This is a genomic window from Aquincola tertiaricarbonis (assembly GCF_000969605.1).
Lineage (GTDB): Bacteria > Pseudomonadota > Gammaproteobacteria > Burkholderiales > Burkholderiaceae_C > Aquincola > Aquincola tertiaricarbonis.
The window spans coordinates 110,374-133,551 of record NZ_JZUE01000001.1 but is presented as its reverse complement, the minus strand read 5'-3'; the positions used below and the strand labels follow the sequence as shown (position 1 = coordinate 133,551).

At 65.2% G+C, this 23,178-nt stretch carries 20 protein-coding genes; 10 read left to right on the top strand and 10 right to left on the bottom strand.

Features of this window, described 5'->3' with window-relative positions; genetic code table 11:
- Positions 1-5: 5 nt before the first annotated feature.
- On the top strand, positions 6-275 hold the full coding sequence (locus VO99_RS00670; protein ID WP_046111195.1) for a PepSY domain-containing protein: 270 nt from the start codon (positions 6-8) through the stop codon (positions 273-275).
- Positions 272-814, top strand: a complete 543-nt coding sequence (locus tag VO99_RS00665; RefSeq protein WP_232315223.1) for a cytochrome b/b6 domain-containing protein — start codon at positions 272-274, stop codon at positions 812-814. The genes VO99_RS00670 and VO99_RS00665 overlap by 4 nt, the downstream gene beginning before the upstream one ends.
- Here VO99_RS00665 and VO99_RS00660 read toward each other — a convergent pair.
- Positions 798-2,693, bottom strand: coding sequence for a diguanylate cyclase (locus VO99_RS00660; protein WP_052736009.1), 1,896 nt, complete (start codon positions 2,691-2,693; stop codon positions 798-800). The two genes, VO99_RS00665 and VO99_RS00660, sit on opposite strands and share 17 nt — an antisense overlap.
- A 231-nt stretch (positions 2,694-2,924) precedes the next feature.
- On the opposite strand from VO99_RS00660, the gene VO99_RS00655 reads away from it, so the two are divergent.
- The 5 genes from VO99_RS00655 (at position 2,925) to VO99_RS00635 (ending at position 7,141) form a co-directional block, all read left to right on the top strand.
- Positions 2,925-4,004: a flavodoxin family protein gene (locus VO99_RS00655; protein WP_046110867.1), complete on the top strand. Its 1,080-nt coding sequence runs from the start codon at positions 2,925-2,927 to the stop codon at positions 4,002-4,004.
- Between the two features lie 35 nt (positions 4,005-4,039).
- Positions 4,040-4,507, top strand: coding sequence for an OsmC family protein (locus VO99_RS00650; protein ID WP_046110866.1), 468 nt, complete (start codon positions 4,040-4,042; stop codon positions 4,505-4,507).
- A gap of 69 nt (positions 4,508-4,576) precedes the next feature.
- Positions 4,577-5,476, top strand: a complete 900-nt coding sequence (locus VO99_RS00645) for an aldo/keto reductase (RefSeq protein ID WP_046110865.1) — start codon at positions 4,577-4,579, stop codon at positions 5,474-5,476.
- On the top strand, positions 5,476-6,627 hold the full coding sequence (locus VO99_RS00640; protein WP_052736008.1) for a serine/threonine-protein kinase: 1,152 nt from the start codon (positions 5,476-5,478) through the stop codon (positions 6,625-6,627). The genes VO99_RS00645 and VO99_RS00640 overlap by 1 nt, the downstream gene beginning before the upstream one ends.
- 43 nt (positions 6,628-6,670) lie before the next feature.
- Positions 6,671-7,141 carry a CopD family protein gene (locus tag VO99_RS00635; protein ID WP_046110864.1) on the top strand — a complete coding sequence of 157 codons (471 nt, stop codon included), beginning with the start codon at positions 6,671-6,673 and terminating at the stop codon, positions 7,139-7,141.
- On the opposite strand, the gene VO99_RS00630 is transcribed toward VO99_RS00635, so the two are convergent.
- The 3 genes from VO99_RS00630 to VO99_RS00620 all read right to left on the bottom strand — a co-directional run bounded on the left by VO99_RS00630 (position 7,138) and on the right by VO99_RS00620 (position 8,507).
- A complete protein-coding gene (locus VO99_RS00630) occupies positions 7,138-7,506 on the bottom strand; it encodes a VOC family protein (RefSeq protein WP_046110863.1) in 369 nt (122 codons plus the stop codon). The genes VO99_RS00635 and VO99_RS00630 overlap by 4 nt on opposite strands.
- 91 nt (positions 7,507-7,597) lie before the next feature.
- Complete coding sequence (locus VO99_RS00625) at positions 7,598-8,293, bottom strand: helix-turn-helix transcriptional regulator (RefSeq protein ID WP_046110862.1); 696 nt, start codon at positions 8,291-8,293, stop codon at positions 7,598-7,600.
- A 7-nt stretch (positions 8,294-8,300) separates the two neighbouring features.
- A complete protein-coding gene (locus VO99_RS00620; RefSeq protein WP_046110861.1) occupies positions 8,301-8,507 on the bottom strand; it encodes a hypothetical protein in 207 nt (68 codons plus the stop codon).
- Between the two features lie 150 nt (positions 8,508-8,657).
- On the opposite strand from VO99_RS00620, the gene VO99_RS00615 reads away from it, so the two are divergent.
- On the top strand, positions 8,658-9,278 hold the full coding sequence (locus tag VO99_RS00615) for a GAF domain-containing protein (RefSeq protein WP_046110860.1): 621 nt from the start codon (positions 8,658-8,660) through the stop codon (positions 9,276-9,278).
- Positions 9,279-9,360: 82 nt separating this feature from the next.
- Here the strand turns inward: VO99_RS00615 and VO99_RS29320 are convergent, their stop codons facing one another.
- The 5 genes from VO99_RS29320 to VO99_RS00595 all read right to left on the bottom strand — a co-directional run bounded on the left by VO99_RS29320 (position 9,361) and on the right by VO99_RS00595 (position 19,638).
- Positions 9,361-10,935 (bottom strand): TnsD family Tn7-like transposition protein, encoded by a 1,575-nt coding sequence (locus VO99_RS29320; RefSeq protein ID WP_198156828.1) that lies wholly within the window; start codon positions 10,933-10,935, stop codon positions 9,361-9,363.
- Between the two features lie 1,620 nt (positions 10,936-12,555).
- Positions 12,556-14,028: a hypothetical protein gene (locus VO99_RS00610; protein ID WP_046110859.1), complete on the bottom strand. Its 1,473-nt coding sequence runs from the start codon at positions 14,026-14,028 to the stop codon at positions 12,556-12,558.
- Positions 14,029-14,130: 102 nt separating this feature from the next.
- Positions 14,131-16,416: a TnsB C-terminal domain-containing protein gene (locus tag VO99_RS00605; protein WP_046110858.1), complete on the bottom strand. Its 2,286-nt coding sequence runs from the start codon at positions 16,414-16,416 to the stop codon at positions 14,131-14,133.
- 1 nt (position 16,417) lies between these two features.
- On the bottom strand, positions 16,418-17,164 hold the full coding sequence (locus tag VO99_RS00600; RefSeq protein ID WP_232315222.1) for a PDDEXK family nuclease: 747 nt from the start codon (positions 17,162-17,164) through the stop codon (positions 16,418-16,420).
- Between the two features lie 1,515 nt (positions 17,165-18,679).
- A protein-coding gene (locus VO99_RS00595) for an IS5 family transposase (protein ID WP_157039391.1) occupies positions 18,680-19,638 on the bottom strand; the annotation gives its coding sequence in 2 pieces (ribosomal slippage) (positions 18,680-18,738 and positions 18,738-19,638; 960 coding nt in all).
- Between the two features lie 655 nt (positions 19,639-20,293).
- On the opposite strand from VO99_RS00595, the gene VO99_RS00590 reads away from it, so the two are divergent.
- Both VO99_RS00590 and VO99_RS00585 read left to right on the top strand, forming a co-directional pair.
- The gene (locus VO99_RS00590; RefSeq protein ID WP_046110856.1) at positions 20,294-20,878 is read left to right on the top strand and encodes a hypothetical protein; all 585 of its coding nucleotides are present in this window, start codon (positions 20,294-20,296) and stop codon (positions 20,876-20,878) included.
- Positions 20,879-21,141: 263 nt separating this feature from the next.
- Positions 21,142-22,218, top strand: coding sequence for a CAP domain-containing protein (locus VO99_RS00585; RefSeq protein WP_157039390.1), 1,077 nt, complete (start codon positions 21,142-21,144; stop codon positions 22,216-22,218).
- 384 nt (positions 22,219-22,602) lie between these two features.
- Here VO99_RS00585 and VO99_RS00580 read toward each other — a convergent pair whose 3' ends face one another.
- The gene (locus tag VO99_RS00580) at positions 22,603-22,884 is read right to left on the bottom strand and encodes a hypothetical protein (protein WP_046110854.1); all 282 of its coding nucleotides are present in this window, start codon (positions 22,882-22,884) and stop codon (positions 22,603-22,605) included.
- Positions 22,885-23,178: the final 294 nt, after the last annotated feature.

The following is a 23,178-nucleotide window of genomic DNA, read 5'->3' as shown; positions in this document are numbered from 1 at the left end:
CCACCATGTTCAAGCTCACCGCCTCCACCCTGCTGGCCCTGGCCCTGCCGCTGCTCGGCGGCAACGCCACCGCCGGCCCCACTTGCCAGGCGCCGAAGGCGCAGTGGATGAAGGAAGCCGACTTCAAGGCCAAGCTGCAGGCCGAGGGCTACCGCATCAAGACCTTCAAGGTGACCAAGGGCCAGTGCTACGAGATCTACGGCCACGACAAGGCCGGCAAGAAGGTGGAGATCTACTTCGACCCGGTGACCGCCGCGGTGCTGGAAAGCAAGTGAACCTGTCGCCGCCCGACGCTGCCGGCGCGGTGCGGGTCTGGGACCGCTTCGTGCGGTGCTTCCACTGGTCGCTGGTGGCCTGCGTGCTGCTGAACCTGTGGGTGCTGGAAGAAGGCGAGACCGCCCACCGCTGGGCCGGCCACCTGGCCACCGGCCTGGTGATCGCGCGCATCGCCTGGGGCTTCGTGGGCAGCACCCATGCACGCTTCGCCAGCTTCTGGCCCACGCCGCGCCGGCTGGCCGAGCACCTGCGCGACTTGCGGGCAGGCCGCCCGCCGGTGCATGCCGGCCACAACCCGCTGGGCGCGCTGATGATGCTGGCGCTGATGGCGCTGGTGCTGGCGCTGGGCGTCACCGGCTGGTTGCAGGGCACCGATGCCTTCTGGGGCGACGAGACCGTGGCCGAATGGCATGAGGTCCTGGCCGACATGCTGATGGTGCTGGCCGGCGTGCATGCCGCGGCCGCGCTGGTGATGGGCCGCATCGAGCGCGTGCGGCTGGTGCGTGCGATGGTCACCGGCGTCAAGGTGCGCTGGTGACGGTGGCCGGTGCCGCGCCCCGGCGCGCGCCGGCCGGCAACGCCAGTGCCACGCGATTGCGGCCGTCGCGCTTGGCGGCGTAGAGCTGCTCGTCCACGGTGCGCAGCAGGGTTTCCAGGTCGGTGCCCGGCTGGGCCGGCTCGCAGTCGGCCACGCCGAAGCTGGCCGTCAGCCGCAGGGCCACGCTGCCCGCCATCACCGGCTGCGATTCCACCCGCTGGCGCATGCGCTCGGCCAGCGCATGCGCATGGGCCAGGCCGGTGTCGGGCAGCAGCAGCACGAACTCCTCGCCGCCCCAGCGGGCCAGCACGTCGCCCAGCCGGCAGGAGGACGCCAGCAGGGCCGACAGCGCCACCAGCGCGCAATCGCCGGCCGCATGGCCGTGGCGGTCGTTCACCTGCTTGAAGTGGTCCAGGTCCAGCATCACCACCGACAGCCGCACCCCGGACTTGGCCGCGGCCTGCTGCCAGCGCACCTGGGCCTGCTGGATGAAGCCGCGGCGGTTGTTCAGGCCGGTGAGCGGATCCCGCCGCGCGAGGTCGCGCGCCTGCACGCTGTCGCGCTGGTGGCGGCGCAGCCGCAGGGCCAGCATCAGCGCCCAGATGGTGGCCTCCATCACCACGCCCAGCGCCACCGCGTGGTAGGTGAAGTGGTTGAAGGGCAGCCAGCCCAGCACCGCCGCGGTGGTGACGAAGGCCCCGGCAGCGCTGAAGGTCACCGCCGCCAGGAAGCTGCGGCCGGCCGCGATGCGCCGGCGCACCGCCAGCAGCCCCAGCAGCAGCATGCCCACCGAGAACAGCGTGGTGAAGCCGAAGGCCAGCCGCAAGGCCGCCAGCTGCTGGCCGGTGACGATGAACAGCAGCATGCCGGCCGCACCGGCCAGCTGCGCGGCCCGCAGCAGCCGGTCCACCCGCGGCGCGCGGCGCCCGAGGTCCAGCAGGTTGCGGGCGAACATCAGGCCGATGCAGCAGAAGCCCACCATCGTCACCAGGATCACGTAGCGGCCCACGCCTGGCGAGGAGGGCCACAGCCAGGCCTGGCCCAGACCGGTGTGGCACAGGTTGAGCACCAGGAAGCCGGCCACGTACACCACGTAGTCGAAGTAGCTGCGCTCGCGCAGCACCAGCCACAGCAGGCCGTAGCTGGTGATCAGCGCCAGCAGGAACCCGGCGAGCAGGCCCTGCGTGAGCGAGACCACGCGCTCGCGGTGCAGCACCGCCTCGGCCGGCAGCAGCTCGATGGGCAGCACCGAGGGGTCGGTGCTCTGCAGGCGCAGCAGCAGCATGCTGGGCCCGGGAGGCAGCACCAGCTCGAAGGCCAGGCCCTGCACCGGCACCAGGAAGCCGATGTTGCTGCGCTCGTCGCCCGCCTGCCATTGCTGCACCGGCTGGCCATGCTGCAGCAGGTGCACGTCGAGCCGGTCCAGCCAGCTGGTGCCGGTGAGCAGGCGGAAGGTCACCGGCTGGCTGCGCGGGTTGTGCAGCGGCAGCTGCACCCACACCGGCGGCGCACCCAGGCCATGGCTGAGCACCCGCTGCGTGGAATGCCGGAAATCGCCCGCCGCCAGCCGGGCCAGGGCCTGCTGCAGCGTCAGGCCGTTGGTGGCCTCGGCCGGCTCGGCCAGCACCTGGGTGTGCAGGCCCAGGGGGCCGGCGGGCAATGCATCGAGCATGACCGGCGCCGGCATCGTCGGCGGCGTCGCTGCGGCGGCCGGGGCGCCGTGCAGCATGCAGGCCAGCCCAAGCACCCGCACCAGCCAGCGCATCCACAGCGCGCCGTGCAGCGGCAGCCGCTGCATCAGGCTGCCGAGGCCGCCACCGGCCGGCAGCCAGCCCGGCCATCGCCCTTGCCATCGCAGGTCGCCACTGTCACCCCACACGCCCGCGCGCCTTTCGCAGGCATCGCCGGCGGCCCCGTGCCGCGCTCGCCGCGATGCTGGGCGCGGATTGTGGCGTGAGAGCCACGGTTGGTGAATGCTGACCTGGCACGTCGCGGAGGGCACGCGGCGCTTGCCTGTCGGCGCCCACCGACACCCGGCCGCGCCGCCTTCCCACGCGGTGGGGGCGGGCCACCGCCGACCATCGTCTGCCCTGCTGTGCCGCCGCCAACCATGAGCCAACCCATCCACGTCCGTACGGGCCAGGCGCCCGACAAGCTCGACCGCGTGACCTTCCATCAGCGCTTCACGCGGCGCTTCTACGACCCTGCCTTCGCGCCGGAGCAGGAAGCCATCGCGCGGCTGGAGGAGATCGCCTGGCAGGCTTTCCAGGAGGGGCGCAAGGCGCCGATCAGCCGCCCGGCGGGCGAAGGCTTCAAGCACCCCGACTACGACACCTCGGTGGAATGGCTGGAAACACGCGACAAGCTGCAGCAGGCCGAGCGCCGCTGGCGCGACCCGGCCACGCGCGGCCGCGTGCTGCTCATCAACGCCAGCTCGCGCAACGACGGCACCTGCCCGGGCGAGATGTCCAAGACCTGGCGCCTGACCCAGCTGGCGCGCGAGGTCATCGAGCAGGCATCGATGGACACGGACGTGCTGGACCTGAGCCTGCTTACCTCGGAATACGGCCGCAGCATCCATCCCTGCAAGGGCTGCGTGGGCACCGCCATGCCGCTGTGCCACTGGCCCTGCAGCTGCTACCCCAACCACTCGCTGGACCAGGCCGACGACTGGATGAACGAGATCTACGAGCGCTGGACGCTGGCGCACGGCGTGATGATCCTGACGCCCACCTACTGGTACCAGTCGCCCAGCCCGTTGAAGCTGATGATCGACCGCATGGTGTGCGCCGACGGCGGCAACCCCGACGTGACCAGCACCCACGGCAAGAAGGCCGAGGAAGCCAAGGCCATCGAGCAGGCCGGCTGGCACTATCCCAAGCACCTGGCCGGCCGCGCCTACGGCGTGGTGGTGCATGGCGACGTGGCCGGCGTGGAGGCCCAGCGCCGCAACCTCACCGACTGGCTGGACTGGATGGGCCTGGTGGATGCCGGCAGCAAGGCCAGGCTGGACCGCTACATCGGCTACTACGAGCCCTACTGGAACAGCCACGACACGCTGGACGCGGACGAAGCCGTGCAGGAGGAAGTGCGCAATGCAGCGCGGGCCGTGGCCCGCGCCGTGACCGGCCTGCGCGATGGCTCGCTGCAGCCCGCCGACGCCGGGCTGCAGCAGCCGCGCGCCAAGTGACCGACCCGAACCCACATCAACGCAAGGAGACCTGAATGTCCGAGAAAACCGCGAGCGTGCACTGGGAAGGTGGGGGCCAGAAGGGCCAGGGCCGCATCAGCACCCAGACCGGCGCGCTGAACAACTATCCCTACGGCTTTTCCAGCCGCTTCGAGGACGACCGCCGCGGCACCAATCCCGAGGAGATCGTGGCGGCCGCCCATGCCGCCTGCTTCACCATGGCGTTTTCCTTCGCGTGCGACAAGGCCGGCTTCGCCACCGAGCAGGTGGACACCCGCGCCAACGTGCGGCTGGTCAAGGACGGCGACGGCTTCAAGATCGACCGCATCGCCCTGCAGCTCAGCGCCAGCGTGCCGGGCATCGACGAAGCGAAGTTCCAGGAGATCGCCGCCACCGCCAAGCGCGACTGCCCGCTGTCCAAGGCCCTGGCCAGCGTGCCCGAGATCACCCTGGAAGCCACGCTGCTGCAAGGCGGCGGCAGCGGGGGCGGGCAGCAGCGCTGAGCAGGCGGCCGCCGGGCGCGGCGCCGCACGCACTATGCTGCGGCGCTCTGCCACCGCCCTGCCCGGCCCATGACGTCCACCACAGCCCTGACGCCCCCCAACCTGCCCCTGTCCCCCATCGTGGCCGGCGCCTGGCGCATGGCCGACTGGGGCTTCGGGGTGCAGCAGCGGCTGGCCTGGATCGAGCAGTGCATCGAGCTGGGCATCACCAGCTTCGACCATGCCGACATCTACGGCAGCTACACGGTGGAGGCGCTGTTCGGCCAGGCCCTGGCCGCTTCGCCCGGGCTGCGCGAGCGCCTGCAGATCGTGGGCAAGTGCGGCATCAAGCTGGTGTCCGCGCAGCGGCCCGGCCATGCCGTCAAGTCGTACGACAGCTCGCGGGCCCACGTGGTGGCGTCGGTGGACGCCTCGCTGCAGGCGCTGCACACCGACCGGCTGGACCTGCTGCTGATCCACCGCCCCGACCTGCTGATGGACCCCGACGAGCTGGCTGACACCTTCCGCAGCCTGCAGGCCGCGGGCAAGGTGCTGCAGTTCGGCGTGAGCAACCACAGCCCCGCCGAGCTGGCGATGCTGCACCGGCGCTTTCCGCTGGCCACGCACCAGGTGGAGCTGTCCGCCTTGCAGATGGGCGCGCTGGCCGACGGCACGCTGGCGCAGTGCACCGACCTCGGCCTGCGGCCGATGGTCTGGTCGCCGCTGGGCGGCGGCCGCCTGTTCACCGGGCAGGATGCCCAGGCCCAGCGCGTGCGCGGCGTGCTGCAGGCGCTGGCGGAGCAGCATGGCGTGGGCATGGCCACCATCGCCCATGCCTGGATCCTGCGGCATCCGTCGCGGCCGCTGCCGATCGCCGGCTCCAGCCGCATTGCCGCCATGCAGGAAGCCGTGGCCGCGCTGTCGCTGCGCCTGAGTGCCGAGGACTGGTACCGCGTGTGGCAGGCCAGCATGGGCCACGAGGTGCCCTGATGCCGCAGCCGCCCGACGACCAGCGCACGCAGCTCATCCCGCGGCGGGATGCGGATGCGGCGCTGCCGCCGGGCACGCGGCTGGACGAGCTGCGCATCGACGGCGTGATGGGCCAGGGCGGCTACAGCATCGTCTACCGCGCCACCGACCTGCGGCTGGGCCACGCCTGGGCGGTGAAGGAGTACATGCCGGCCACCGTGGCCCAGCGCGATGCCAACGGCGTGGTGCATGCGCGCTCGGCCCGGCACCTGCCCACCTTCCGGCACGGCCTGCGCAGCTTCTTCGACGAGGCGCGCATGCTGGCGGCGTTCGACCATCCCGCGCTCATCAAGATCCACCGCGTGTGGGCCGACAACGGCACCGCCTACATGCTGATGCCGCTGGTGCAGGGCATCACGCTGCATGACGCGCTGCGCCGTGCACCCGCCGGCCCGCCCGAGCCCTGGCTGCGCCGGCTGGCCACCGAGCTGGCCCAGGCGCTGGCCGTGCTGCACGAGCGGCAGTGCCTGCACCGCGACGTGGCGCCCGACAACATCCTGCTGCAGCACGATGCCGCGGCCGGCAGCCCGTTCGATGGGCTGCCGCGCCCGCTGCTGCTGGACTTCGGATCAGCCCGCCGCGTGGTGGGCGATGCCACGCAGGCCCTGACCGCGCTGCTGAAGACGGGGTACTCGCCGGTGGAACAGTACGAAGGCGAGGCTTCGCGCCGCCAGGGCCCGTGGACCGACGTGTATGCCCTGAGCGCGGTGCTATGGAGCTGCATCGCGCTGCGTGCGCCGCCTTCGGCCGTAGCCCGCGCGGTGAAGGACGAGATGGAGCCGGCCAGCCGCGCCGGCGCCGGCCGCTATGCCAACGAGTTGCTGGCAGCCATCGACGCCGGCCTGGCCGTGCGCCCCGAGGACCGACCGCAGGACATGGCCGCACTGCAGCAGCGCCTGAGCGGCAGCTTCCCGAAGACGGTCATGGTGGCGCGCAAGCCGGCACCGCCTCGCGCCGCCGCGGCCTCGCCAGCCACCGCGCAGCAGCCGGAGCGGCCGCCTGCGCCTGCGCCTGCGCCCCCGCCCGCGGCGCGACCACGGCTGCTGCCGCTGGGTGCGGCACTGGCCGCGCTCGGCGCGCTGCTGGCGGCCGGGTTCTACTGGTGGCGTTGAGCGGCCCGCCTGCCCCTTTGTTCACGCCCGTCCTGGAGCCCCGATGGAAGCCCTTCTGAAGACCCTGCATGTGTTGTCCATCGTGGTGTGGGTGGGGGGCATGGTGTTCGCGCACTTCTTCCTGCGCCCGGCCGTGGCCACGCTGGAACCGCCGCTGCGGCTGAAGCTGATGCACGAGGTGCTGGGCCGCTTCTTCGCGGCGGTGCTGGTGGCCTCGCTGCTGGCCTGGGCCAGCGGCGTGTGGCTGCTCGGCCGCATCGCCAGGCGGGTGGTGCAGGCTGGAGGCAACTTCGACATGCCGTGGCACTGGTGGCTGATGGCGGTGGGCGGCACGCTGATGGTGGCCATCTTCCTGCACGTGCGCTTCGCGCTCTTCCAGCGCCTGCGCCGCGCGGTCACGGCGCAGGACTGGCCGGCCGGCGGTGCCGCCATGGCCCAGGTGCGGCAATGGGTGGCCGTCAACCTGGCTATCGGCCTCGCCATCGTGGTGGCGGTGCTGCTGGGCGGAAGCTAGGCGCCGGGCGCATACACGCGCAGCCGGTGGCCATCGGCATCGCAGGCGGTGAAGGTGTAGCCGAAGTCCACCGCGGTGAGCGGCTGCAGCACGCGGATGCCTTGCGCCTGCCATTGCGCATGCACCGCGTCCACCTCGGCCCGCCCGCCCGCCACCGCGAAGCCCAGCTCGAAGCCGCCAGGCGGCGTGGCCGCGGGTTGCACGCCGGCGGCGCCCCACAGGCCGAGCATCACGCCCGAAGGCAGGCGGAACATGCAGAAGGTGTCCTGCGCCTCCACCGGCTGCAGGCCGAGCAGCGCGCCATAGAAGCTGCAGCTGCGGCGGGCATCGGCCACGTAGAGAAGGATGTGGTTGGCTTCGAGCATGGGATCTCCTGGGAAGGATGGTGGGCGCCGCGGGCTGCGGCAGGCCTCCATGCTCTGCGGGCGGCCTGACAGTTCCTGTCAGCAGCGCACCTCACTGCGGCGGTATGCCTTCGCGCTCCCGCCAGGCCTGCAGCAGCGCTTCGCGGCGCCGCGGATAGCGCTCGGCCAGCGGCGCCACCGAGGCGATGCGGTCGCAGCGGAAATGCCGGATGTCGCCGCGCAGCTCGCACCAGGCCACCACCACCTGGGCGCGGTCGAAGTAGCCGAGCGCGAACGGCCACACGGTGCGCTGCGTGCTGCGGCCGCTGCCGTCGCGGTAGCCGATGCACAGCTTGTGCTGCTGGCGGATGGCGTGGCGCACGGTGGGCGTGTGGTCCGTGGCCGCTGCAGCGCCCGCGGGCGGCAGGCGCGCCACCAGCAGCGTGCTGGCCTGCATCTCGGCCTGCAGCGCGGGCGGCAGCACGGCGTTGATCTTGGCGAGCGCATCGCGCGCGGCATCGGCCAGCCGGCTGTCGGCCCGCTGCACCACCCAGCGCATGCCCAGCACCAGCGCCTCCAGTTCCTCGGCCGAGAACATCAGCGGCGGCAGCACGAAGCCTTCGCGAAGCACGTAGCCCAGGCCCGGCGCACCGTCGATGGCCGCGCCCTGTGCCTGCAGCGTGCCGATGTCGCGGTACAGCGTGCGCAGGCTGATGCCGAGTTCGGCGGCGATGGCCGCACCGCTCACCGGATGGCGGTGGCGGCGCAGCAACTGGACGAGGTCGAGCAGGCGGGCGGCACGGGACATCCGGCGCTTATACCGGCCCCACCTCGATGTCGGTGGCGGTGCTGTTGGCCAGCGTGATGCCGTAGTCGTGGCCAAACAGCCCTGCGGTAGCGCCGAGCGGGCTGGCGCCGAACGAACCGAAGGCGGCCAGCGAGGCGTCGATGCGGTCGCCGGTCTGCGTGAACAAGCCGCTGTCGCTCGAGTTGGGAGCGCCGCCAAAGGTGCCGAACTCCACGCCGCCTTGCGTGGCGCCGCCGCTGGGCGCAGGTCGAACTGAAATCAAATGAATTGAGCTGAATCGCATCCAGGGTGCACGCAGCTCTCGGCGGCGCGGTGGGCATGCGGTCTGCAGGACACAATGGGCCCTCGGCAACAGGATCATCGAATGAGCAAGCTGGACAGCTACGAAGATGCGTTGCAGGCGCTTCGCCGCGCCGTGGAAGCGGCCCGGACCGCACGCCCGGCCGGCGACGCGCCGCTGGGGCGGCCGGCGGTGAGCGATGGCGGGCAGATCGACCCCACCGCGGTGGCCTTCAATGTGTTCTCGCGGCTGCTGGACAGCGACGGCCTGCGCGCGGCGCTGTATTCGCTGCTGCGGCGCAGTGATTACCGCTTCGTCAGCATCTTCCGCTTCAAGGATGGCAAGGCCACCTCGGTGGTGCACGTGGACCGCGAGAACCTCGCCGTCACCCAGGCCGCCGAGGTGCCCGACACCGCCACCTACTGCAGCTTCGTGCGCGAGACGGGCCAGCCCTTCGTCACCGCCGACGCCAGCCAGGACAGCCGCACGGCCAGCCACCCCGCCAAGGACGTGGTGCTGGCTTACTGCGGGGTGCCCGTCCTGCAGCCGGATGATGGCCAGCTCATTGGCACCCTGTGCTTCTACGACCTCATCCCGCGCGACCCGCAGCAGCTGGACCTGGAGCTGCTGCTGCAGGTCAGCAGCGCCATCGCGCAGTCGGGGAAGGTGCCGGCGTATCCCAGGTTCCTTCTAACATCAAGTTGACACCGGGGATCCAAGAATCAAGCACTTACGCTGCGTTCTTTGTCCCGCCGTTCGCGCAATAACTTGACATCCCGATCCCCGCTCACGCAACCGCTGGGGGGATACGGTCATGACCTGCCGTCGGGTGTCTAGCGGCCTCCCGTCGACCGGTAGCGTAGTTTAAGAAGGGCAAGCTCTCCATGAGCCATTGCCGGTCATGCCGGAAGAGCCAGGCGTACCCGCAACCCGGGATGGCTCTGATCTCCTTGAGCGGGCGACCGGGCATGGTTGCTAGGGCCTTCGCAAACTGCTTACGATTGACCTCACGTGCTCGTTCATGCCGGGCCGCCCGCCATTCCGAAGCCAGCGCAGGCTCCGAAGAGATCAAACGATCCACCGAGCCAACCGAAAGGCCCAGAAGTTCCCCGACCTGAGCCTTCGGCGCTCCCTGCCGCAACAATCCGCGGGCTCGCTCAAGACGCTCTTGCGTATAGGTCTTGGTGCGAGCCGTGTAGCCCAGGCCGAGCAGCTTCGCCCAACGAACTGCTGTTGTCGCGGTGATCCCGACATGGCGGCCAGCCGCCGAGATGGAAAGGCCTTGACGCCCTACCAGCTCAACAAAGCCACTTCGGGCCGCCTCCGCCTCCGGCAGGTAGACGGACTCCGGAGCAGGTTCAGCCTCTTCGATTGGCTCTGCCTCGTAGGCCGCAACGAATTCAGCCCACGTCGAAAACAGTGTGGAGATCAGCAATAAATGCTTGAGCGGATGGCAAGGGCGAGGTGCACGGCGAGTCGCCGCGCCAATGAGCGTCGACCAGCTTGCGTCACTGCTGCGAATCGCACGCAGCTCTGGGAACCTCTCGAAGCCCTGGAAGTGCTGTCGCACCAGTCGCACGATTTCGGCAAGGCGCAGGCTTCCTCTCGGTGTTAGCAGGGCTTGCTCCCGCAGGACCGCTCGATAGACAAGCGCCAATCGCTCAGCGACGAAGGACGACGGCTGCAGTTGTGCCCACCGCATTGAGAAGTTCGCAAGCCGCTTGAGTCGCTGGAATTGCACTTCGCTAACTGGCGGATAGAGCCGCCACTCCCTGGCCAATCCCCCGAGAGGAAGAATCCAACCGCGGCGGTGCACTGGCGTTGTCGGGTCCCAGGCGATCTCCAGCATCTTGTCATGCTCCACGCAGCAGACCACTGATGGCAACTGATGGGAAACCCGCCAATACGCCCGACCATGCCTCGTCAATTGGTCTTCAAAGCATCTTCGGCAACCTTTGAGCGGGTGGTGACCGCCAACTCGACTGGCCGCGATTCCAAGCTGGAACTTCAGGCTACTGACGGCCCCGCCCTCAGCAGCGCAAAGGACTTGCGCAGAACTTTCACGGGGCCGCGCGGGTAGGAAGTAGCCCAGCAAAGAATGGCGTAGCGCCAACACGCTCGGCGCTGCCAGTTGATCGCCAACGTTCCTTCTGAGAGCGGACAGGTGCGACGGGAAGTCGTGCATCAGCGCCGCGAACGGCTCACCGTATAGTCTTCTGCTCGTCTCGCGTGCGTCGGGCGTCGGATTGAAAACGTGAACCGTTCCCGCCCAACTGTAGAGTGTTTCATCTCTTTCAAGGATGGGCAGGTTCGCAAGGAACCGCAGGCCTTCACTGCTGAAGAGATGATTTTCTGGAGCCATGTCAGGTCGCACTAGACGCATCTACACTGGGCTTTCGCCTTCCCACACCCCGCGCCGGTATTACGCTGTCCAGCCAATCCGAGTCGTGCTCGAGCGCCCAGCGATAGGCTCGGAGCCTCCGCTTTTGGAGTAGGGTACGCGTGCACGCACCACCCTTGATGGTGGCAACCAGGATCTTGCGAATCTCAAGCGGGTCCGCTTTGCTCCACGATCGATGCTCTACTTTCTTCGGAGCTGGTATGACGTGATCTAGCCAGGCTGAATCGTATCGAAGGCACCAACGGTAGACAGCTTGATCGGCGAGCAACAACTGCCCCCTTGTCCTACACCCTGACCGCAATGCGCTGGCGACTCTCTCCCTAATGACCTCTCGATCGGTAGTCGGCGTCAAACGAGTGCGGCGTCCATTTCGCCGGAAGAGACAATCTCTGTACCGGGCCCGAATTGCATCCGGGAACGAGCTCAGAAAACGATTGGTGGTGTTCGGAGCAGCCAGCCCCTCATTCGATAATTTGCGTGCTGAGGCTCCTGCAGCAAGCGCCCTGGCACCTTCGATGGGGTAACCAACCTCAGCCGCCCTCCGACAAAAGTCGCGCATGAGAAGGAGATCCGCCTTATCCATGCGCCGATCCATGAACAGATCTCCATGGTCGTCGGATGCACTCGCGGCCATCATGCACGCGTCTAGGTCTGCAGTTGTCGCGTGCCGGAGAGCAAATGCAAGCACCGCCGCCTGAAGGTACCGCGAGCAACCTGCGTCGATTCCTCGGAACAGGCCGAGTAGCAGTCGCTCGGAGACTTTGCAGGCAAGCGTTGGCCCCAGATCTGCCGCACTGTCCACCTGCCACGAGGCGAGGAAATGCAGCATTGCCTCCCGAATGCCGTGCTCACCAAGCCGCCGAAAGATGATGCGATCGACCAATCGCATTCGAACCAGAGGTCGCAGTTCAGGCGCCTCGCCAACGGTAGCTCTGACGATCAGAGCCTCCAGAGCTTCATAGCCACGGCTGTCGCGATGTAGTGGAACCCTGCTGGTTTCTCCCGAACCACATCTCCGGCATGGGTCTCCTGGCAAGCGATTCGACCTAGTTCCACCCAACGTAGCACCGCATGCCCCGCATTGATCATGCAGGACCGCCTTATGCCACGGACACCGTGTCAGCCCTGGGACCTGATGCAAGACATGCCAGTGACCAACTCCAAAATGACGTTGGTCATAGTTCAAGCACTCCCTGCACACTCGAGGCGTCGACGCCACCAATCGTCCAGCGCTCGCGGAGGGTGAGAACGTGCGCGTCGCTTCTTGATCGCGAGCGATCAACGCGGACAACCATGCCGACTCGTCATCGGCGCTCAGGAAGCTGGCAAAGAACGTGAAAGGCGTGCGTCGCCGAACGATCAACTCGGGATCGACATGTTCGCCGAAGGCTCGGTCGCTAAAAGCGCCTGCGCCCGACGCAAAGATGTTCCCCTGGAACATAGAGACGTCGAGGTACTTCCGAACGTGATCGCTCAAGGTCGATCCCGAATACCGCGCGGAGGCAAGGATCTCCGATGCATATGTGGCATCGCTCGGAACAGTGGGCCAGGCTGAAGGACCGGCGGGTACCGTGGAGGGCCTCATCTCCCAGCTAACGCCGCATGATTCTCCAACTCGGCCAGGAGCTTCGCTCTGAAGTCGTCGCCCAGATAGCCAGCCACACCTCCCGTTGGTGTGCCCTTATTGCGTCCTTCTCGCGCCTTCTTCGACCTGCTTGGTGAAGGCTTCTTGGTGCTCTCGCTCAGCGGTGACGCGGTGCTTTTGGGTTGCGCACTGGGCTGACCGCCAGCGCCTGCATCCTCTGGCACGGAATCACCGGCTAACCAGGCCCTTTGGATCCATGCTGTTGGCAGGTCACCCCAATTTGCGAGTGCAGCGAGGTCGCGCTCCGCGAACACGCCGATCTGTCTCTGCACGCCATGCATCTCCGGTGATTCCGCCGCCGACAAGATCAAGTCCTTTGTGACACGCCGAGCCCCAGTCCGAAGGCCCAGTGCCAGTGTCACTCGCCGCAGACGTGCGACATATCTCAGGACGCCGCCTGTTTTGTCGAAGATCAACTGCGCAATCCCCTCGACCTCATCGTCTCGGTCATCTAGCAACTGGGCGGCTTTCCAAACTCCGTTCACAACGTCCACGGACCATTCTTCGCTGCTCACGTCCGTGATCGGCATGAAGTCAAACCATCCGTACTCGGTCAGCCGCGCTTCGGTTTGCGCTGAGCCTGTCAGCTCGTCAAAAGCCAGTGGGTTGCCAAGTACCGCCACGCCCATACCGGCGTTCAAGAGTCGCAGAAAGAACTGAACGAACTCAGTGCCGAACCTTGATGTAGCCGCAAGGTTTCTGTCTTGGCATTCTTCGATGACCACCAGCCCGCACCGGTGCACGAGCAGGATGTAGATCACAACGACAAGCAACTTCTCGACGGTCCAACCTTTCCCCAGATACTGCTTCGCATAGTCGGTCTCAAGTACCTTGTCAATCTGCTTCAGCATCTCGACCAAAAGACCACCGCGGCTGCCGTCCGAGGGCATGTGAACCTTGAGCCACACAAGCTGCCTCAGGGTGGTCCAACCGTACTCCGGGTTTGCTTCGTGAATGACAACCTGGGGTACAAGCTCAAGGAACCGTTCAACGGTGCGTGACTTGCCATTGCCCGTCCACCCAGCGAACACCAACCCACCGCCAAACTCGGGGGCCCAGGGCAAGTCCTTGAGGGGTTTGCCTACGCTTTCGAAGAACGCAAAGACGCGCCGGCGGTTGTTGGGATTCAGTGGGTTCTGTCGATCAAGACTGGAAAACAGCGCGTTGTGCAGACCTCGTGCACCAGCGAGCATCGTCGGCGTGACCGACACCAGTGATACGACTTCATCAACGAGTTGAAGCCGGCGGCTGTAGCAGACGCCAGGCGCGCCGCCGGCGAATGGATTGCGCCTCAATGCCTTGGCCAAGTCGAGGTCGTCGTCGTAGCGCTGCAGAGACCGAGTCAGCGGGTTTCGCTCGATGAGTTCGAGCCGCGTCAAGAGGGACAGCTGTTCGGTCGGAATCGACATCAGGGTTCCTTTCTGGTCCATGCTGTCACGAAGCACGGGGGCAATGAATCGTCGCTCGCGGGGCGTTTCCGCTAGTCCAGTTGCCAAGAGCCTATGTCACCCTCAATCCGCCTCCTGCCTCAGCTTGGCCATTGCCGCCGCCACTGAATTTCCGACAGGCGCAGCACGGTCAGCGGCCTTCGATTGCTGCGGCTGATCGTGAGGACCGGGGATGTAGTGTTCACTCGTCGCCCTTCTTTCGCGCCGTGTTCGCTCGTCCATGTCTTTAACTAGGGATGCCTTGGAGGGCTTGACCGGCTGGTTCGCAATCTCTTTGCGCTTCTTGGCGCGCCCGGCCCTGTTCGTGGCATCGAGTGACGCGAGCCGGGATGCGCCGTTGTCCAACTCCACGGCACCATGCTCCGTGCGAAAGACTCGATCGCCCGCGTCGATGTGCAGCCACTCCGCGAGGGTGAGCTCTCTCCGCAAAGGGTCGTCCGTCTGAAGGTTCAGCTCCTTCATACCGTCGTCGCCGAACTCCACAAAGACACTCTTCGGCCGGGACGGATTGATCCGCGCGTCGACCCGTTTCGTCCGTCCACCGGCTCTGGCGAGGTGGCCCGAGCTTTTCAGCCAGTTGCTGCTGAAGACCACACCCTGGATCAGGCGCTTGTGAGAGGAAGTGGGATCAAAGAGGTGAACGCCGTTCGAATGCAGGCTGGCCTCTATCGCTGGTAAGCACCGTGCGCGAAGCGCAGTGAGGTCCATCGCCTCCTCGGCCACGTAGCCCTTCTTCAAACACCACCGGTAGATCTCACCGCGGAAGGGCAGAACACCTCCATTTCGCATCTCGACCGTGAGCAGGTGAGGCACAAGCTCTTCGTTGTTCTTCCACAGGATGTGCTTGATGAGTTGCTGCATGAACGCATACAAGGTCACTGCAGCGTCTTGCTTTGGATCCGATGCACCACGGTCCGTGCGCTTGCCCTGGTCCGTTCCTGCGACCTGGTGCTCGACGGCGGCTTGGCGAGTACGGTGCCGCGACTCCTGGAGGGCCTTGTCCTCCCAGGCATAAGCTCGACAGTACTCGCCCGTTTGTTCCATTTCTCCCAGAGCCTTGAAGGCACTCTGGGCCTTCATCTCTCCGTTGTCGGCTTTGACTCGCCGGAACGGGCGAGAGTGCCACTGCCATGGTTCTATGTGTATGCCGTAGAGGGCACAGAACCCGACATGGTCCTCGGCAGCATTCAGGATCGCCAACAGAGAGGTACAGGTGGAGACGTGCTCGAAGCCAACGTAGAGACCAAAGGTATAGCCAAGCTCCTCATCGGTGAGCTCAGTGCGCCACGGTTTGCACAGTGCATGTAGGCTCGACGCAGCGGAGCATGGATAGAAGTCGGCAGGTGACGAGTCGATTTGAGCGACAAGTCCAATCCTGTCCGGTCTCATTGAGCGCGCTTTTGCGCGCCGCTTGTGCGCTGGGCGGCTTTCGGTGTCTCCCCTGTTGACTGCGGACGCCGACAGGTTGCCCTGGCCGCGCGGCCCGTGCCTTCGCAGTTGTCCGATCGACCACAGCTGCCCCTCCGGCTTCAACGTCACGTCGACGTTGGGCCCCTCCTGGCTGAGGCTTTCTGCTCTGTACTCGGTAAGCCCGCGCTCTCGCGCCTTTTCGACCGACATTCCCTTCTTCTTGTGCTTCTTCCAGACGTCCTGCATCTCCTTCCGGTCTCCCGCCGTGGCGGCGAAGCCTCGGCTGCCATCGCTGCGCACGGAATCGGTTTTTCTGCCGGTGGGCACCTTGCTGAACTTCTCTACCCCTGGTGCGCCTCGCTGGTCGAAGGCAGGCATCAACGCCCCAAGCTGCCCGAGCGACAGCATGTAGAGACGGCAAGCCCGCACGACATGGCGCGAGTCGACTCCAAGCTCCTTCGCCCGTTTGCTTGGCCACGTCCGGTAGAGGCCAAGCTCTAGGACGTCGGCAATCGAGAACTCCTTGAACAACGGCTCGACGAACGACCAAGCCCTGTCCCGCTCCGCGATCCACAGGTCGATGTTTCGTCGATCGCCCCGGGTCCCAAGTCCTTTGTCCACTTCGTCCTCGCCATCGCATTCGACGCGAGCCTTCATGTTGGCCAGATCCTGGTCCGTCCAGTACCAGCGCGAGGGTCCGCGGTAGTCCATCAGCCTCAGGCCGCGCTCTCGCATCTCCTCCTGAACCTTCTTGACGGTGAGCCTTTTGGGGCCCGGCACGTACCAATCCGCCACACCGTCTTGACCGCGGCGGGGGAACTTCATGATGAACGCCCAACGTCCCCTGACACGTAGCAGCCGAGCCCACGGCTCCGGATTCGCCTGATCGTCGAACACGACGAGCGCTTTGCCCGGCAGGAGTGCGAGATCGGTCGTCACGCTACTTCAGCAGTTTGGCAAGGCACGCGTTGACGATACGCTCGCCGCCACGGGCCAAAGGCCTGGATCGGACGATGGGCTGCGTCAGGTCCGCGTCGATCCGGCGAGTCCACAGGCAGGCCCGGAGCAACGCCTCAGGATCCTCCTTGCAGCCGACCCGCGCGGCGGCCACGTTGCGCGCTTCGACGACGGGAAGGTCGCCTGCGCAGCAGAGGAATTCGCCGCTGAAATCATTGAGGATGCTGGTCCGCTGAAGACGCTGCAGCTCACTGTAGCGCGGCACGATCCATTGGAGGTTTTCAATGAGTCTCTCGTCGAATGTCTTCTCGTGCACGATCGAGTGGACGCCGTCGCATGCCTGCGCGTAGAGCCGCTCAAGTTCCAGGCGTTCTAACGCGCGTTGATCTGCGAGCAGTGCTGAGGATGGCTTGCAACCCACGAACAATAATTTGCGAAGCGGCAACTGGGGTAGTACCGCGACGATGTCGATCGTCGCGACGAATGGAACTCGCGTACCGGGATACACCCCATGGTCGATGCCTGCGTCGCGGGCGATCTCAAGCAGGCCAGGAACCGTGTCGAGTCTCGCATCGAGATCTGGATCCCAGCCGGCAGCCGGACTTGGGTGTGAGATAGGCCAGGCCGGCAACGCTTCTCGAATCTCTTTGGCGCCGAGCCATCCAAGCAACAGCGCCGTGTTCTCTTCGATCGTGCTAAGAAAGTGGAGCGAGCGAGGTCGGAGCGGCAAGTGGGCCAACACGTGGTGCGAGGCTCTTGCTGGAAGGCGGCGCCGGATGTGGATCCATGGCTTGTATCCCTCCCGGCGGCCTTGGCCGTGTCGAGCTCGCATCTGCCGGTCAAGGCGCCGCAAGACCCATCGTGTGTATTCAGTAAGCCGGTTGATCGCCTGTTTGCAACAGGCACCGGGCACTGCCGCTGGTTCGTTCAAGTTCATAACCTTAGTGGCTAAGCCTAACATTTGCGACACCGTCGGCCTCACGGTCCATCGCAAGATGCCGAGAAAACCGCCAGAGGGCTTGACTGAAGATTCTTGGATGAGGAAACTCAGGCAGAGCTGATGCTTGAATCGTTCAGGCTTCGCCGGAAAGTCAACCTCTTCAAAGGTTGGCCTTCTTCTTTTGTGGCTCGGAAAGAAGACTCAGTTCCCCTTTCTCGAGTTATCCCTGGTTGCGGCACTATCTGTGGAATCTTGCGACCCGGGCTTAAGGCCCAGAGCTACCGCGATCCGATAGGCTTCGCCTCGCATACCCTTGGTTCAGCCCGAGAGAACGCCATACACGAGGGCCAGCGAGAAGCCGTGCTTGGTCGCCCCGCCTGAGATCTCCTCACCATTTGCGACTAAGCACTGCTTCTTCGTGCGGCGAGCGTTAAGGTCGACAACGAAATCGTCCAATTCGATTCAACTTGTTTATATATCATCCACGAGTGGATTCGATAAAACAAGGCAAATAAACCTAGCGGAAACCCTTGCAAGCACAAAGGAAGCGGGCATTTACACTTAGCAGTACTTCTCGGAAGAATTATTGCTACATGTTATGCATTAAAAAGATTCCAAATAACATCGACGAGTAGCTCACGATGAAAATGAGCTATTGATGAATAACTCATCAGTATTGCTTTCAATACTTATCAGGTTTGACACAACCTGACGCCGCGAAACTTCTGGCGCCGTCTCGAATTCACAACACCTATGGGTGTTGGATTCGCCGTAGCACGGTATTCCGCGTGGAACCCTCCGCGGGGTCGCCTGACGAGTTCGATGTGACATCAACAAGCTCCGAGGTTCCGCAGCGCGGCCTGCAGCTGCGAATGGGCGCACAGCCAGCGCTCAACCTTCTCGGCAAGGTGGTCGCTAGGCCCGTCACGCGTCAGCGGCGAGAGCGTCGCACCTGCTAGTACGGCGCGGATCAGCGTCTCGCCTCGACGCCTGGAGACCGTGAACGGGCCGATCGCTCGACCATGGCGCGCGACCTCGCTCTCGATCCGTGCCCAAGCGCTCGTTGGAGCATTTCGCCGGCGGCATGCCCAGCCACAGGATGCGGCCTCGGCCACAACTTCGTCTTTCCCGACCGACCAATGAGTTAGGGAAGGTCTGCACAACGCGCTGCGAAGTGGCGTTTAAGGTGAACTGATGCCGCGGATGCGCCAGGATGCCAGTCATTTGTTGTCTCAGCGCTGCTTTTTGACGCGTTGCGATGCGCTCAGCGCGTACCGCACGGCCGCGAGGCCGCTGCGGACGCACTCATCCCACATCTCCCGTCAACCGCCGCCGTGCCATCCACAGATTGCTCAGCGCGAACAGGTGACGATCTGAGCAGTGTTTTTCTTGAGCCCTCGGTAGCGCACCTTGGTGTAGCCGAACTGCCTTTTGAGGACCCGGAACGGGTGCTCGACCTTGGCGCGGATGGTGGCCTTGGCCCGCTCGATCTGCTCGGCGATGAACTGCGGTTCGATAAACGGGTTGAGCTGGCGCCGCAAGCCGGGCCGCATCGCGACATGCCAGGCAGGGCCCTGGGCCTTGGGCCGCTTGTGCACGCCTTGGTAGCCAGCGTCGCCGAAGGCCGCTTCCTCCTGGCCGTGCAGAAGCGCCCCGGCCTGCGTCACATCGTTGACGCTGGCTGCTGTGCCGACCACGCTGTGCACCAGCCCGGAGTCCACATCCACGCCGATGTGGGCCTTCATGCCGAAGTACCACTGGTTGCCCTTCTTGGCCTGTTTCATCTCGGAGTCACGCTCGCCCTCGGCGTTCTTTGCCGAGCTGGGCGCGGCGATCAGTGTGGCGTCCACCACCGTGCCCTTCTTCATCATCAGGCCCTTGGCCTGCAGGATGTCGTTGACCACCCGCAGCAATTCGGTGGCCAGGTCGTGCTTCTCCAGCAGATGGCGGAACCGCAGGATGGTGGTCTCGTCGGGCAGCCGCGTCACACCGTCATCGAGCATGGCGAACTCCCTGAACACCGGCATGTCATGCAGCGCCTCCTCCATCGCCGGGTCCGACAGCGCGAACCACTGCTGCAGATAGTGGATGCGCAGCATCGTCTCGATGCCGAACGGCGGGCGGCCCGTCTTTGCCTTGGGGTAGTGCGGCTGCACCACCTGCACCAGCGCCGCCCATGGCACCACGCGCCCCATCTCGTCGAGGAACTCGCGCTTACGAGTTCGTTTGGTTGAAAGGTCCAGGCCAAGTCCGAGCTGCTTCATGGGCCACATCGTCGCCGAGCTCGAACGACAAAGCTATGCCTAGTACCCCGTGGTTTTACGAACGTTGCATGACAGTTGGTGTGTGTGGCAGCGAAGTCGCGACTTACAGCGACAACGGGAGCTACCATCGCATGATGGACCGTCAATACAAGTGGTTTGCCTGGCTGCTCCTCGTAGTTGGCGCCGGAGCCTTCTTGGCTAGCGCCAACATGATCTTCGCACTCGATCCTTCCCTCCCGCAGGGACTTGGCTGCCGAGTATTTTGCGGACTGGCACTCATCGCAGCTGAGTTGTTCGGCATTGCCGCTGGGCATGCGCTGCTAGCCACCTTCTATGGTGCATGCGGCCTTGGGTGTCTATGGCTAGCCTCACGGTTGCTACGTTCCATCTGAGCCACGCATCCAAGTTTCATTCGGCCATCGAGAGCGAGTCGCCGCTGAGTTTTGCAGACCTTCCTTAGGAGACAACGGGAGGAAATTTGTCCAACTTCGGCGCATAGCTCAAGTCGTTTCTACAGTCGCGGAGCGTCGATCGCGCCGAAGGTCGAACGCTCTTTGGCTAGCGGCTAAAGGTCGGGGCAAACATCGTCGCCTTCCTACTCATAACCCCGCCTTTAGCCTCGTAGCTGGCCTGCGCTTCAACCAAGTACTCCCGCATGAACAACCTTGCTCGCCTTGTCCCCGTCCTCGCCGCCAGCTGTGTCCTCACGGGCTGCCTGGTGCCCGAAAAGTTCGAGACGGCAGTGCGCTTCAAGCCCGATGGGGGCTACACCTTCACCTACGATGGCACCGCCGTGAACGCGCTGGCTGCGATGGAAATCAAGGGCAAGGGATCGTTGACGGCCAAGGACGACGAATCGCTCAAGGCCGACGGCGAGAAATCGGCCAAGTTGCCAGGTTTCAAGAAGGTCAGCTACAGCGGGCAGGGCCGATACGAGCTTCGGATCGACGAGGAGGTCCCGCCCGGCCAGCAGGTCCGCACGTTCAAGGTCTTCTACGTGGCGCGTGACAAGGCGGGCGTTTACACGCTCGGGGCGCCGGCCATGAAGGAGAAGGACCGCGAGGAGATGCGCTCGCTCGGCATCAAGCTCAATGGCACCGCTGAGGTGAGCCTGCCGAGCAATGCGACGGTCATCGAGCACAACGCGGACCGCACACCAGGCCTGCTGAGCAAGAGCTACGCTTGGAAAGTTGGCGCCGCTGGCGCGCAGCCGATGATCAAGTTCACTTTGGGGCGCTGAACCTGGCCGGCGGGCGCTCGGCAAGCCGACGATCAAGGTAGCCGCCGGTACGGCCGATCAACAACTTGCTCACCCATGCGCGAGCGCTGCTTGACCTTGTGAAGCAACAGCGCATCACGATGCAGGCCCTGGAGCAGTACGCCGACGCTGTGTCGGACGAGCCGGGCGTTGGTCGATGCGTTGCCAGGAAATCGGTCACAAACAAGAGTGGGCAAAGCGAATCGGTCGATACATAACGCGTCGCAATAAAATAGAGTGCGTGCATGCAAGCCCCCATCCGTTTCGCGTCTCACACGACGTTCGCCCTCCTCGTCGTAGCTGCTGCGGCCCTTTCCGCTTGCGGTGGTGGCGGTGGTGGCGGCGACAGCACCTCGACCAGCCCGCTGTCCCCACGACCCCCGACCGTTCCTGAAGTGCCGAGCGTTCCGGTTCCTCCGGTGGTGGCGCCCGCGCCTTCCAAGCCGGTGACGGTGGACCCGGTGACGACGGTTCCTGCTCCAACCTACATGCCTGGCTCTGTGGCTGCTGTAGCCTTCGACCTGTTGAACAGCGAGCGCTCGCGCTGCGGCTTCGGCAAGGTGGCTCAAAACGCGAAGCTGGACACGGCGGCTGGCTGGCACGCTGAATACCAACGTCTGCGTTTCATGGATGGGGAGGCCGGCGGGCACCTTGAGGACGCCAACAAGAGCGGCTTTCAGGCGATAACTCCGAACGAGCGGGGCACGAAAGCCGGCTATGTAGGTGGCTCCGGCGAGTTCATCAGCTATCGGGGCATCGGCACGGCGTCGAACATGGGTGACGCCCTTGTGCGCTCACTGCTGGGCAGCGTCTACCACTTGGCCGGCAGCTTCGACGGCTACCGCGATGCAGGCGTGGGGGTGTCGTTTGCCGAAGGTGGCTTAAACCCGGTTGCGACCCTGAACTGGACTGTTGGGCAGCCTACAGACGTCCCTAGGCAAGAGCCGGCCGATGTGGTGACCTATCCCTGCGAAGGTACGACAGGCGTGCAGCCCAGCATGCGGGGTGAGGCACCGGACCCATTCGCTGGCCTGGGCTTCGCGGCAGACGAGCACGTGGGGCAACCCATCTATGTCCGTGCACCAGCAGGCAAGGAGATCGACTTGCTGAGCGCAACCATCACCAGCAGCACCGGCGACTCGATCCCGGTGTTCCTGTACCACGCCAGCCAGGACCCGCACAAGGTGCTGACCGGCAATCAAGCGTTCGTCATCCCGCGTCAGGGCCTTGCTCAAGAGACGACCTACACCGTGCAAGTGCAGGGCACCACTGACGGCATCGGCTTCGCTCGTACCTTCAGCTTCACCACCATGAAGTGGTGAGCCAGGACTGACCTCAATCCGGACTAGATGATGATGGCCAGCTACAGGCACGCCCGAATGTTACGTTCGAGATGAAGCCTTAGCGCCCCCGCAAAGCGGCGCGTCCCAAGGCTCGCGTCCCACACAGCCCGCGCGCTTGACTTCGGTCGGCCGCGGGTTTTCTATTGCGCTCCTGCCGAACCGCACGTCGTGGTCGGCACGATGGACCATCGCTCATTTCGCTTAACGAACTCTGGCGATCGGCCCGCGGCGTTGCCGAGAACAATGTAGGTGGGTGCCCGGGTTCATGCACAACAATGGGTTTATCGGAGGTACGCATAGCTTCAACGCGGCGCTCGCTGTAGCCCGCACGGCATTGGACGCTACATCAACGGCCGCCGCCGGTCAGAAGGCGTAGTCCTCGGTGAAGTAGAGGGAGGAGCCGCAATTGATAAACGCCCTGGTGCCCCGATGACGGAGGTCACGACCAGCGGTCCGCACGACGCCCGACACCTTGCCGAGTCTCGTCCGTAGGGACTTAAGTCCGATGACGTGTTCCGTGATCGTTTGCTGTCCTTCGTCGAGCGGCAACGTGACCGGACCAGGAATCGGCACGCCAAAGAGGCTGCTCAGGTAGGGAAGAGCGACCGCGGTGGCTTCGGCCTCGGCCTCGCTGAGCTGACTCAACAGGGTTCGAATGAGCTCCTGGTGCGCGGCGAGATTCCTTCTGGCGGCGTGGCTTGCACCAAGTCGCTGCGCAGCCGATACGCGCAAAGCGTCCCGGACCTCCGCTGGTAGTGGGTGACCAAGTTGGTCAATGTCGCGGCGCGCTGCCCGGTATCGCTAAACAGCCGCTTGCACCGACGCCACCGACGGGGCCGACTGGACCGAGGGTATGGATGCGGGAGCCGTCAGCTGGCTGATGATGGCGAGGTCATTCATGCTCATGGGTGGGCTGCTGCAGAAACACAAGAGCCCGGC

Bases quoted from the DNA above. Each gene is read 5' to 3' on its own strand.
- VO99_RS00670 (WP_046111195.1), top strand. From the start codon at position 6: ATGTTCAAGCTCACCGCCTCCACCCTGCTGGCCCTGGCCCTGCCGCTG.
- VO99_RS00655 (WP_046110867.1), top strand. From the start codon at position 2,925: ATGAGCCAACCCATCCACGTCCGTACGGGCCAGGCGCCCGACAAGCTC.
- VO99_RS00650 (WP_046110866.1), top strand. From the start codon at position 4,040: ATGTCCGAGAAAACCGCGAGCGTGCACTGGGAAGGTGGGGGCCAGAAG.
- VO99_RS00645 (WP_046110865.1), top strand. From the start codon at position 4,577: ATGACGTCCACCACAGCCCTGACGCCCCCCAACCTGCCCCTGTCCCCC.
- VO99_RS00640 (WP_052736008.1), top strand. From the start codon at position 5,476: ATGCCGCAGCCGCCCGACGACCAGCGCACGCAGCTCATCCCGCGGCGG.
- VO99_RS00635 (WP_046110864.1), top strand. From the start codon at position 6,671: ATGGAAGCCCTTCTGAAGACCCTGCATGTGTTGTCCATCGTGGTGTGG.
- VO99_RS00630 (WP_046110863.1), bottom strand. From the start codon at position 7,506: ATGCTCGAAGCCAACCACATCCTTCTCTACGTGGCCGATGCCCGCCGC.
- VO99_RS00625 (WP_046110862.1), bottom strand. From the start codon at position 8,293: ATGTCCCGTGCCGCCCGCCTGCTCGACCTCGTCCAGTTGCTGCGCCGC.
- VO99_RS00615 (WP_046110860.1), top strand. From the start codon at position 8,658: ATGAGCAAGCTGGACAGCTACGAAGATGCGTTGCAGGCGCTTCGCCGC.
- VO99_RS29320 (WP_198156828.1), bottom strand. From the start codon at position 10,935: ATGGCTCCAGAAAATCATCTCTTCAGCAGTGAAGGCCTGCGGTTCCTT.
- VO99_RS00610 (WP_046110859.1), bottom strand. From the start codon at position 14,028: ATGTCGATTCCGACCGAACAGCTGTCCCTCTTGACGCGGCTCGAACTC.
- VO99_RS00590 (WP_046110856.1), top strand. From the start codon at position 20,294: ATGAACAACCTTGCTCGCCTTGTCCCCGTCCTCGCCGCCAGCTGTGTC.
- VO99_RS00585 (WP_157039390.1), top strand. From the start codon at position 21,142: ATGCAAGCCCCCATCCGTTTCGCGTCTCACACGACGTTCGCCCTCCTC.